Consider the following 9,965-nt stretch of genomic DNA (forward strand, 5'->3'; position numbering starts at 1 on the left):
TATCTTTCTCTAAAAAAATGGAGAATCACGTTGGGGAACCCTTTGGTATTTTATCCATGACTACAATGCACAGCAAAGCAAAGGATTAAGCCGCCATCACTACTACCGAATCACCACCCCAAGCTTGTGTTCGTTCGTGGAGAGCTTTGTTGTAAACCAATCTTACACAGCCCAAAGTGCGCCGCAATAGCGACTCTTGTTCGGGTGTGGGGTAAAATCGAAACGAATAGGCTTTTTCCATACCTCACATTTTAGCATATATTTCGTAAACGATGCTCATATTTAACAGTAAAGCCGTCGTAGAACGACGGGGTTTCAGACCCTTCCACTGTTCCAATACCACCTTCGTGTGACTGTACCATTCTGAATTTGATTACGATTAGGCTTGCCCTCGTAACGCGCCGATAGACCAACCAGTGCCTTCGGCATCGCAACTAAACTCACAGCTTCAATCAATGGGCATGGTGCGTTCCCAAAAATCGATCGGTGGAGCAGTAGGACCCCCATTAGGGAACGCACCCTAGGGCTGAAAACGGAGATTTTGAAGAGATCGCACTTGAGCAATGGTTTCAAAATCACGGTCGTTGTGAATCAGAAGCAGATCATTTTCCAGTGCCGCTTGAGCAATACAGCAATCAATTGGGCTGCGAACAGTCAATCCTTGACGACGCAGATCATAGTAAATACGTGCAGCCGCTTGCCAGGAAGAAGGACTGAGTTCAACATAATCCTGCACTTCGAGGTAAGTAGAGAGGATTGTCCACTCTTGCTCGTTTAAGCTCCCTTGAAGCAGTTCAAGCTGGGTAAAGCGGGTGAGTAAAATCTCACGATTTGCAATTAACGTTTCCAGTTGCTGGCGAACTTGACCACTGCGATCGCGGAAGACGCTGATCCACACAGATGTGTCAATCAGCAACATGACGAGTTTCACGTAGGGCTTTATAATCAAAATCTGGAGCAAATTGAATTTGTCCGGCAAGGTCGAGAAGGTTTTTCTTACGGCGGGATTTTACGAATTCTTGTAGAGCAAGATTCATTAGTTCCTCTTGGGTGGTGAGGTTAGTCAGTTGAAAGGCTTCCTTGAGAAGCGATTCATCAAGGTTGAGGGTAATTTGCATAGGATGGATATTAGATTGAAGTATAAGTGATTATTTTCTTTACATTTTAATCCGATAGATGACTAACCCACCTCTGGGCATATCTTTGTTAGTTGGCTCTCAAGCTTTAAGCTACATAGGGCAATGGCGTAGTGCCTTCAGCATCGCACTACAATTGCTCCAGCAGCATATCGTACTCTGTATGGGAACCAACCCAGAACCAAATCACCGTATCATCCTCTAATTGACCGACAGCACGATAATCCCTATTGATGCGTGCAGAATAGATGGGCAGCTTTGGATGGACTTTCTTGAATCGCAAGCTGGGATAGCTTGGGTCTTCTTTGAATTGCCGATACGCTTTACGGGTCTGCTCTTGAATCGGTTTTGGAAGATTTGCAAACATCTCCCGAAAACGAGCAGTGGTACAAGACTTCACAACGTTTCTGGGTCTAATTCTTGAGTCTTGCCCAATCGATGTTCTGCCATTGCTTCGGCTGCTAGTTTAGCCAGCAAGTTTGGTGAGCCGGCAAAGGAGTCATTCCATCGCTTTTCTTCTTCGAGTTCTGCCAAAATTAGGGTTGCGATCGCGTCCTGTTGATCGGTTGACAAGGTTTGTAATTGGGCGATCACCTGCTCAAGTCGTTCAGTCATATACAACATCTAACGTATAGGGCTTAATATATTCTAGCCTCCACGTTGCTACAGCGATGGCGTACTGCTACCCAGTGCCTTCAGCATCGCACTTAAACTCATAGCTTCAATCAATGTGCATGGTACGTTCCCCAAAATCGATCAGTGGAGCAGTAGGATCCAGATTAGGGAACGCACCCTACGGCTATATTATCCCTTGTGAATTCGATAGGTCACGGTGTAATCCCAACTCGAATACCATCCTCCTTTTTTTCGGAGAGTCCAAAACTGGGCGTGGCTCCCACTGGAAATTGCTGAAACTGGCAAATCACGCTTGAGTTGTCCCAATTCATCATCTTTATCCAGCATCATTGCGAGTCCTACACCCGCAATCGCAAGCGGAAGAATTGTTCCCGTAATTTGGGCAGGGGGATAGGGAACCGCTTTTAAGCCCGCAGATATGGCACTTCCCACTTTCGTCACCATTTCACCATGCTTTGACCAGTCTTTGTTTGCGTCTTCATCATATCCAGCCAAGGCAATGTACAAAGTGTTGTTTTCAGGTACGTCATCATCAAATATAATACCGCCCCCTTTACCAAATGGTTTGCGCTGCTTGTCGTTAATTTTAATAGGAACAGTCAAGACTGGGCGAATTTTCAGATCATCGCCTGTCGCTCCTAATTTTGAGTAAGAACCGACACCACCCAAGATGTAAAATTCATCTGCACCAGTAACATCCTCAGTGTCACGGCAATATACATCAACCAGCTCAATTCGAATTCTAGTCATGGCTTTTAACTCTATGTAGGTACTGTTATTCGAGGGTTGCCGCATAACTGTTAATTATACGGAAACTCTCTGTATAACACTCTTCAGAGTAACGATATGGGTCAACTTTCTGTATGTCACTCCATTTAGGCGCAATCGCAAGAAACTTCCCCCAGATCACACTCAAAAGCCTGTTAGCCAGATTAGCTTACTGCCAACAATCTCCTTTTAAGGAGACTTATCATAGAAGCTTTCCAGAATTATGGCAAAGATCCTTGTATCTGGCTGCACTTTGTCACAAAATTTTACTATTATTTCGGGTGCGGTGATTTGTTATAGCGGTTTTCAGTCTAATAAAGTATGGTAAATCCCTTGTTATGCCGCTGCAATCCTTGTTTTCAAATACAAAAACATGAATCTGCCTGTTATTGATGTGCCTCCATATACGCTCGTAGCAATTGATTGATCTGTGTTTGATAGCCACGCCCTTGAGACTTAAACCACTCTAATACATCGCTATCAATGGGGAGTCTGATGAGAGTTGCTCGAAGTAGGTTCGTTGTTCATATTTCGTCCTGGAGTTCTAGCAAAGATTCTTATATCTGACTGCACTTTGTCACAAAACTTTACTATTATTTTGACACTTTTAATGGTTGGAGAGGAAACATTAATCGCCAAGTATGGTCAATTTTTGTCCAAAGCATTTGAGGAAATGACCTAAATAAATAGCCAAATATAGCACTATTTTCTTTGTTCCCCAAAAGCTGGACATACTCGCGCTTTTGGGAAATTTAAAACTATTGAATAGGGGAAATTAACCGATAATTAGGGCTTGCTGAAAAAGTACGGGCGAAGCATTCGGATAGAAAATCTCCAGTTTCACCGATAGGTTATTGCCCGAATGCTTCGCCCCTACAGGACGCGGGCCGATGAAGACGCAAGGTTTTGAAGCACGATTCTCTCAAAATCTTGCACCTGTTTCGCCAGAAAAGCCACAAAACCCTTACCTTGCCTACATTTCACATTTATTCAGCAAACCCTAATTAATAACTGGTTGGGGTGCGTTAATTTAAGCAATAACACACCCTAACCTTGTATTAATGCAAGAAATGACGAATGCCTGTTAAGACCATAATTAAACCTAACTCATTAGCGGCATTAATCGAATCCTGATCTTTTAAAGAACCTCCGGGTTGAACAATTGCCTCGATACCAAACTGGGCCGCCGTGCGAACAGAATCATCAAAGGGGAAAAAGCCATCACTAGCTAAATAGCCACCTTTAGCAGCTTCCCCTGCTTGTTCAAGGGCAATTTTTACCGAACCAACGCGATTCATTTGTCCCGCACCAACGCCTAAAGTAGTTTGATTTTTTGTCACCACAATAGCGTTAGATTTAACGTGCTTAGATACTTTCCAAGCAAACAGTAATTCCGCTAATTGTGCGGGGGTAGGTTGTTTTTCTGTCACCACTCGCCACTCATCCGGGGTTTCTACCACGTCATCGGCCGCTTGTACTAGAAAACCGCCAGCGATAACTTTTACTGTTTGTTTTTCTCCCCTGCTTAAATCCGGCAGCAATAAAATCCGCACTTTTGACTTTTTAGCGAGGATATCCCGGGCTTCAGGGCTACAATCGGGGGCAACCACGCATTCTAGGAAGGTTTTCGTTAATTCTTTAGCGGTTGCTTCATCTATGGCTTGATTTAGGGCAACAATACCCCCAAAAGCCGAGATAGCATCGGCATGAAAAGCTTTAGCATAAGCTTCCACTAAGCTACCACCGATCGCCACTCCACAGGGATTAGTGTGTTTCAAGATAGCGGCGGCCGGTTCTTCCCTGCCGAATTCGACGATTAAACGGCGGGCTGCTTCTAAATCGACTAAATTGTTATAACTTAGTTCTTTTCCCTGTAATAAGGTCGCTTTTCCCCAACCTTGAGCCATTGTACCGCTACCATACCAAGTGGCGCTTTGGTGGGGATTTTCGCCGTAACGCAGGGTTTGCAGGGCATTTCCCGCCAAATTAAAGCGCGTCGTTTCCCCGTTTAAGCTGGCGAAATAGGATGCGATCGCTCCATCGTAGGCATTGGTTAAAGCGAAGGTTTCCCCCGCCATTTTTTGACGGAATTCCAGGGAGATTTCGCCGTTATTTTGCCGTAATTGGCTTAAATACTGCTCGTAATACTTCGGGTTACTGATGACAGTCAAATGGGCGAAATTTTTAGCCGAGGCGCGTAACATCGCCGGACCGCCAATATCGATTTGTTCGATCGCCTGAGCGGTGGTAACATCAGGATTAGCGATCGTCTGTTCAAAGGGATAGAGATTAACCACCACCAAATCAAAAGGACGAATTTGATTAGCCTCCATTTCCGCTAAATCTGACTGCCAATCCCGTCTAGCCAAAATACCGCCATGGATGCGAGGATGGAGAGTTTTCACCCTTCCGCCCAAGATTTCAGGAGATCCTGTATATTCTCCCACTTTAATCACGGGAATTCCCTCCGATTGGAGCGTTTTGGCGGTTCCTCCACTGCTAATAATTTCAAAATCAAATTCTTCTGTTAGCTGACGGGCAAAGTCAACTATTCCGGTTTTGTCAGTCACGCTGATCAGCGCTAAACGTCCCATAGTAGTGATCTATAAGCAACCATTTCAGTATATCTCAGTCCTAACCCGTTAAAAATTAAAAAAAGTAGGTTAGTAAATAATCAGCTGCTTCTATATTTTTATCTCTCAAATAGCAACTTATGCCAAGGCAATTTTTAAAGTCCTCCTTGAAAGATTTAGTCTGACTTGTTAAAAAATACAGGATTTTTTAGGGTAACGAAGTCCATCGAGATTAGTGAAAACCCCTTGGCAACCGTCATCGCCAAATGTTGTCAGATTACCATCATCGGCCAATTCAAGTCTGAATTGCATTACTGTCTGATCTACCTTCATAGAATACCTCATTCGGGCTACGATAGTCAAGACATTTTCGAGGACGATTGTTAATCAAGTTTACGGCTCTTTCCACCTCCTCTGGCTTAAGGATTTTAAAATTCGTTCCCTTGGGAAAAAATTGTCTTAACAGTCCATTAGTAGGCTCGTTTAATCCCCTCTCCCAAGAATGATAAGGAGTAGCAAAATAAAAATCTGCTCCTAGTTTCTGACTCAACTCTTGATGTCCACTTTCACTATTCATAGAACGTAGGTTGGGTTGAAGCATGAAACCCAACGCCCGATTATGTTACGCTACCGCTAACCCATCCTACAAATAATTGTGCCTCCCTACTTAAAAAATTGGTTGACTGTCTCAAATTTCACTATTCATAGAAACAGTTTCACCTATCCGAGGGATTTATATAGGGCTTGCTGAATAAATGTGAAATATAGACGAGGTAAGGGTTTTAGGGTTCTGTTTTGCTCTCACAGGTGCAAGATTTTGAGAGAATCGTCGTTCAAAACCTTGCGTCTTCATCGGCCCGTACTTTTTCAGCAGACCCTATATAGATGTCGGTTTTAGCAAATTCCCGTTACGAAAATCAAAACTACATAGTATAATAGTACTGTTATTTACCTTTCGAGGTGTAAATATGAGTTTAACAGAAAAACAAAAAAACCTTGGCTCTTCGTTACTTGGTATGGTTCGATAGGGGGGCATAAATCGACTAAATCCTTATCTGGCAAGAGATTTAATTGATTAGTTCGCTCTAGATCAAAAACAATTGACAAAAATCGCCACAAACCGAAGAACCAAAACCTTTTGCGATGGATAGTTAAAGGAGTACTGGCTGGTGATTTTCCCGCCGAGGACAATATTTTGTGGGGTTGTCAGGTTTTCGGAGGTCCTAGTTGGCCAAATTACACGGGTTCTGATAGCTGTCCTGAGGTCGAATTCCCAACGCTCGGTGGATTAGAAAAATCTGGTTATATTAATTTGCAAACAATAGCCTCGGATGAATACAAGTGCGCTCTAACACAAAAAGCTTATGAAGCGGTTGATTCTAACTTTGCTGAACCCAATCGCTCGGCTATTCGTCATCTAATTCCCTTGACTGAAGTTGAACATTTAGACTGCGAACTATGGGAGAGAGTCCGTTTTTCTGTGAGTGCGGGTGGAGATAATCCAAAAGCGTGGGATACTGCGATTCGCAATGCGACAGTGGTTTTAGAAGACCGCATGAGGAAACTGGGAAATATAGATAATATTAATCAAAAAGCCACGGGTAATGGTATTGTTAACCTAATTTTTGGAAGCAATAAATCTCTACAAAAAGATAAGCTTCCATCAGAAGAATTAGAGGCATACCGTGATTTATATTCGGGTACAATGAAGCTTTTTCGTAACCGTTACGCTCATCGATTCATCGATCCTAAACCAGAGGAGGGTGGAGAAATTATCGTATTCATTAATTTATTGTTGAAGATGCTAGATAATTTAGATTGGGAGACAGAAAACGAGAATACATAAATCTCTAATTCTTGTCTGGTTTAACGGTGGATTACGCTGACGCTAATCCACCCTACTGTAGGATAATTGTCTTCTAGCTTCGTAGAGGATGACAGCAGTAGCGATCGCAACATTTAAAGATTCCACACCTCCAAAGAGGGGAATTTTCACCGTTTCATCGGCTAAAGTCGCTAATTGGGGTGATAAACCAGCCCCTTCATTGCCTAATAATATTAAAGTCGGACGGGTAAAATCAATCTCCCAGTGGTTTTTGGTGGCTGTGGGTAAAGTCGCGATCGCTTTTACCCCCTGTGCTTGATATTTTTTCACTAAAGCCGATAAATCCGATTCTACCACTAGGGGCGATCGAAACCATTCCCCGGCGGAACTGCGGATCACTTTCGGGTTATCGATTTCGACGCTATCGAGACTTAACCAGATACCCTGTACTTCCGTAGCCACGGCAGTGCGAATAATAGTGCCGAGATTACCCGGATCCTGCAATCTTTCCAAAACTAAGCCCAATTGTAGCGGATTTTGGGGGGTTGGATGAAGGTGATGACGGGAAATAGTGGCAATCACACCATCGGGATTAACCGTTGTTGCTAGGGAAGCGAGAACTTCCGGGGAAACTATCTCGACTCGTTTCGCCTGATTTTGAAACTTTTCTGCTAATTCTGCCTGTCTTTGCTGCCACTTTTCAGTATAACAGACCGTCTCTAGGGAACAATTCACCGCTAAAGCCGTCTCTAGTAAGTGCGTTCCCTCAATTAAGGACAAATTCTGCTCCTGTCGCTCTCTAGTGCGGTGTAGCTTGCGAATTTGCTTGATTAAAGGGTTTTGAACACTGCTAATCATAGCCAATCGTATTTTTCACCCCGCTAGGGCTGCCCTAAATAACTACGTTTTGAGGGAGATAATGCGGAACTCGGGACTTGAACCCGAAAGTCTTTGCAGACACTAGAACCTGAATCTAGCGCGTCTACCAATTCCGCCAGTTCCGCATTTTTCTTTCACAATCTCCTATTATACTATCGGACAATCCATAAGTCAAGATAGTTGAGATAATTAAGACAAAAATCGTTTTTCAGGGTAGAATCACCGATAATTCGTTCAAAAATCTGATAAAATGCAGTCTAATTTTACCAAAGCTTTCCTTAGCCAAGACTCCCAACTAAGATAAATGAATGATCCTATGACCATCGATACCGAGCATCCCTATTTAGAAATTCAAGGTCGTCACTCTCTCAAGGGTGAAGTTAAGATCAGTGGTGCCAAAAATGCCGCTCTAGTGATTATGGCGGGAGCTTTACTCTGCTCCGACGAGTGCCAGATTAGTAATGTACCTGCTCTAGCCGATATCGAGCGGATGAGTCAAATTCTCTCGGCTTTGGGCGTGCAAGTCCGTCGCACCGGAGATAGACTAGAGATTAATGGCAGAGACCTCAAACAAGCTCAAGCGCCCTACGATCTCGTCTCCCAGTTGCGAGCCAGTTTTTTTGCCATCGGACCGATTTTAGCCCGTTTAGGAGAAGCAAAAGTTCCCCTCCCCGGTGGCTGCGCCATTGGGGCCAGACCAGTGGATCTGCACGTTAGAGGCCTACAGTCAATGGGTGCAGATGTATTAATTGATGGCGGCATGGTACACGCCCGCGTTAAAGGGAATGGTCGTCTGAAAGGGGCGAATATTTATCTGGATTATCCCAGTGTGGGAGCGACGGAAACCCTAATGATGGCGGCGACTTTAGCGTTCGGGGAAACCATTCTCGGTAATGCGGCCCAGGAGCCAGAGGTGATTGATTTGGCCAATTTTTGTGTTTCCATGGGGGCAAAAATTCGCGGTGCCGGAACCAATACAATTGTCATTGAGGGAGTTTCCCGTCTGCACAGTACCGATTACAATATCATTCCCGATCGCATTGAAGCCGGGACTTTACTGATAGCCGGGGCGATTACCCGCTCAGAAATTAGTCTTTATCCCGTGATTCCCAGCCATTTAGCTTCGGTAATTGCCAAACTGCACGAAATCGGTCCGGAAGTGGTGGAAGATGATCCTAATCGTCTCCGGATTATCCCTAGAGACTTAAAAGCCACCGATATCGAAACCCTACCCTATCCCGGGTTTCCCACGGATATGCAGGCCCAATTTATGGCTCTATTAACTTTAGCCGAGGGCAGTAGCGTAGTTAATGAGACGGTTTTTGAAAATCGTCTGCGTCATGTGGCCGAATTAAAGCGTCTGGGAGCAGATATCAAGGTCAAAGGAAATGTGGCTTTAGTGCGCGGTGTGCCTTTCCTCTCCGGGGCGCCGGTGATGGCCACGGATCTACGCGCTTCGGCAGCTTTGGTGGTGGCGGGATTGGCGGCCCAGGGGACTACTATTGTGCAGGGACTCCATCACCTCGATCGAGGTTACGATAATTTAGAGGGTAAATTAAGAGCATTAGGGGCAAATTTACGCCGGGTTGATCCTTTAGCCTTAGAATTGGCTACCCTGTCCCCATCTTAATAGAAAAAGGGCGAAGCATTCGGGCAATAACCTATCGCTGAAACCGTAGATTTCCTATCCGAATGCCTTGCCCCTACAGATATTATCTGACTTTTTTACCGCCTATTCATCTGCCGTAAAATAACGCTCCAGAAAATCGAGAGCATGATTTCTTAAATCATAATATTCTTGAGTTTCTCTCATGGCGTGACGCTCCCGGGGATGGGGAAAAGGCACTGTTAAAATCTCACCGATATTAGCATGGGGCCCATTGGTCATTAAAACAATGCGATCGGACATGAAAATTGCCTCATCTACATCATGGGTAATCATGATCACCGCTTGCCGGTGACTCTCCCAAATTTTCAGCACTTCCTGTTGTAATTTTCGCTTAGTTAAAGCATCTAAAGCCCCAAAAGGTGGCTCTTCTAGGTTCTGTGTGAGCATGGTATAATAGTAACACAGAACAGGAGGTGGGTTATGTGGATAAATTTTGATCAACTCCTCGATTTACCAAATGCAACAGTGGTCAATTATCA

General features: G+C 44.3%; 11 protein-coding genes, 1 tRNA gene and 3 pseudogenes. 2 read left to right on the plus strand and 13 right to left on the minus strand.

The genetic code is table 11. The features are described 5' to 3' along the window. Positions 1–118: 118 nt before the first annotated feature. The 10 genes and pseudogenes from EWV66_RS14865 to EWV66_RS14910 form a co-directional block, all read right to left on the minus strand. A pseudogene (locus tag EWV66_RS14865) lies at positions 119–241 on the minus strand (helix-turn-helix domain-containing protein); the annotation flags it as partial. 279 nt (positions 242–520) lie between these two features. Then, complete coding sequence (vapC, locus tag EWV66_RS14870) at positions 521–919, minus strand: type II toxin-antitoxin system VapC family toxin (protein ID WP_052276264.1); 399 nt, start codon at positions 917–919, stop codon at positions 521–523. Continuing rightward, positions 906–1,118 carry a type II toxin-antitoxin system VapB family antitoxin gene (locus EWV66_RS14875; protein WP_002754145.1) on the minus strand — a complete coding sequence of 71 codons (213 nt, stop codon included), beginning with the start codon at positions 1,116–1,118 and terminating at the stop codon, positions 906–908. The genes vapC and EWV66_RS14875 overlap by 14 nt, the downstream gene beginning before the upstream one ends. Positions 1,119–1,266: 148 nt before the next feature. Then, positions 1,267–1,536: a type II toxin-antitoxin system RelE family toxin gene (locus tag EWV66_RS14880; RefSeq protein WP_287108379.1), complete on the minus strand. Its 270-nt coding sequence runs from the start codon at positions 1,534–1,536 to the stop codon at positions 1,267–1,269. Next, a complete protein-coding gene (locus EWV66_RS14885) occupies positions 1,533–1,751 on the minus strand; it encodes a hypothetical protein (RefSeq protein WP_110579071.1) in 219 nt (72 codons plus the stop codon). The genes EWV66_RS14880 and EWV66_RS14885 overlap by 4 nt, the downstream gene beginning before the upstream one ends. A 189-nt stretch (positions 1,752–1,940) precedes the next feature. Continuing rightward, the gene (locus EWV66_RS14890; RefSeq protein WP_072927210.1) at positions 1,941–2,522 is read right to left on the minus strand and encodes a hypothetical protein; all 582 of its coding nucleotides are present in this window, start codon (positions 2,520–2,522) and stop codon (positions 1,941–1,943) included. A gap of 404 nt (positions 2,523–2,926) precedes the next feature. Further along, positions 2,927–3,037: a BrnA antitoxin family protein gene (locus tag EWV66_RS14895; protein WP_353734458.1), complete on the minus strand. Its 111-nt coding sequence runs from the start codon at positions 3,035–3,037 to the stop codon at positions 2,927–2,929. A 561-nt stretch (positions 3,038–3,598) separates the two neighbouring features. Then, positions 3,599–5,134, minus strand: a complete 1,536-nt coding sequence (gene purH / locus EWV66_RS14900) for a bifunctional phosphoribosylaminoimidazolecarboxamide formyltransferase/IMP cyclohydrolase (protein ID WP_052276262.1) — start codon at positions 5,132–5,134, stop codon at positions 3,599–3,601. Positions 5,135–5,408: 274 nt separating this feature from the next. Further along, positions 5,409–5,675: pseudogene (locus EWV66_RS14905) on the minus strand (IS30 family transposase); the annotation flags it as partial. A gap of 386 nt (positions 5,676–6,061) precedes the next feature. Further along, complete coding sequence (locus tag EWV66_RS14910) at positions 6,062–6,262, minus strand: hypothetical protein (RefSeq protein ID WP_287116001.1); 201 nt, start codon at positions 6,260–6,262, stop codon at positions 6,062–6,064. Between EWV66_RS14910 and EWV66_RS14915 the strand changes: the two genes are divergently transcribed. Next, positions 6,252–6,959 carry a TIGR02391 family protein gene (locus EWV66_RS14915; RefSeq protein ID WP_287107696.1) on the plus strand — a complete coding sequence of 236 codons (708 nt, stop codon included), beginning with the start codon at positions 6,252–6,254 and terminating at the stop codon, positions 6,957–6,959. The genes EWV66_RS14910 and EWV66_RS14915 overlap by 11 nt on opposite strands. A gap of 42 nt (positions 6,960–7,001) precedes the next feature. On the opposite strand, the gene EWV66_RS14920 is transcribed toward EWV66_RS14915, so the two are convergent. Together EWV66_RS14920 and EWV66_RS14925 are read right to left on the minus strand one after the other, a co-directional pair. Next, entirely contained in the window at positions 7,002–7,796 is a 795-nt protein-coding gene (locus EWV66_RS14920) for a TrmH family RNA methyltransferase (protein ID WP_052276260.1), read from the minus strand. Positions 7,797–7,858: 62 nt separating this feature from the next. Further along, a tRNA-Leu gene (locus EWV66_RS14925) sits at positions 7,859–7,942 on the minus strand. 191 nt (positions 7,943–8,133) lie between these two features. Between EWV66_RS14925 and murA the strand changes: the two genes are divergently transcribed. Continuing rightward, a complete protein-coding gene (gene murA, locus EWV66_RS14930) occupies positions 8,134–9,447 on the plus strand; it encodes a UDP-N-acetylglucosamine 1-carboxyvinyltransferase (RefSeq protein ID WP_052276259.1) in 1,314 nt (437 codons plus the stop codon). A 102-nt stretch (positions 9,448–9,549) separates the two neighbouring features. On the opposite strand, the pseudogene EWV66_RS14935 reads toward murA, so the two are convergent. Beyond that, positions 9,550–9,858: pseudogene (locus EWV66_RS14935) on the minus strand (ABC transporter ATP-binding protein); the annotation flags it as partial. Positions 9,859–9,965 lie beyond the last annotated feature (107 nt).

Source organism: Microcystis sp. M_OC_Ca_00000000_C217Col, assembly GCF_007095585.1.
GTDB lineage: Bacteria > Cyanobacteriota > Cyanobacteriia > Cyanobacteriales > Microcystaceae > Microcystis > Microcystis panniformis.

Bases quoted from the DNA above. Each gene is read 5' to 3' on its own strand.
- vapC (WP_052276264.1), bottom strand. From the start codon at position 919: ATGTTGCTGATTGACACATCTGTGTGGATCAGCGTCTTCCGCGATCGC.
- EWV66_RS14875 (WP_002754145.1), bottom strand. From the start codon at position 1,118: ATGCAAATTACCCTCAACCTTGATGAATCGCTTCTCAAGGAAGCCTTT.
- EWV66_RS14885 (WP_110579071.1), bottom strand. From the start codon at position 1,751: ATGACTGAACGACTTGAGCAGGTGATCGCCCAATTACAAACCTTGTCA.
- EWV66_RS14890 (WP_072927210.1), bottom strand. From the start codon at position 2,522: ATGACTAGAATTCGAATTGAGCTGGTTGATGTATATTGCCGTGACACT.
- purH (WP_052276262.1), bottom strand. From the start codon at position 5,134: ATGGGACGTTTAGCGCTGATCAGCGTGACTGACAAAACCGGAATAGTT.
- EWV66_RS14920 (WP_052276260.1), bottom strand. From the start codon at position 7,796: ATGATTAGCAGTGTTCAAAACCCTTTAATCAAGCAAATTCGCAAGCTA.
- murA (WP_052276259.1), top strand. From the start codon at position 8,134: ATGACCATCGATACCGAGCATCCCTATTTAGAAATTCAAGGTCGTCAC.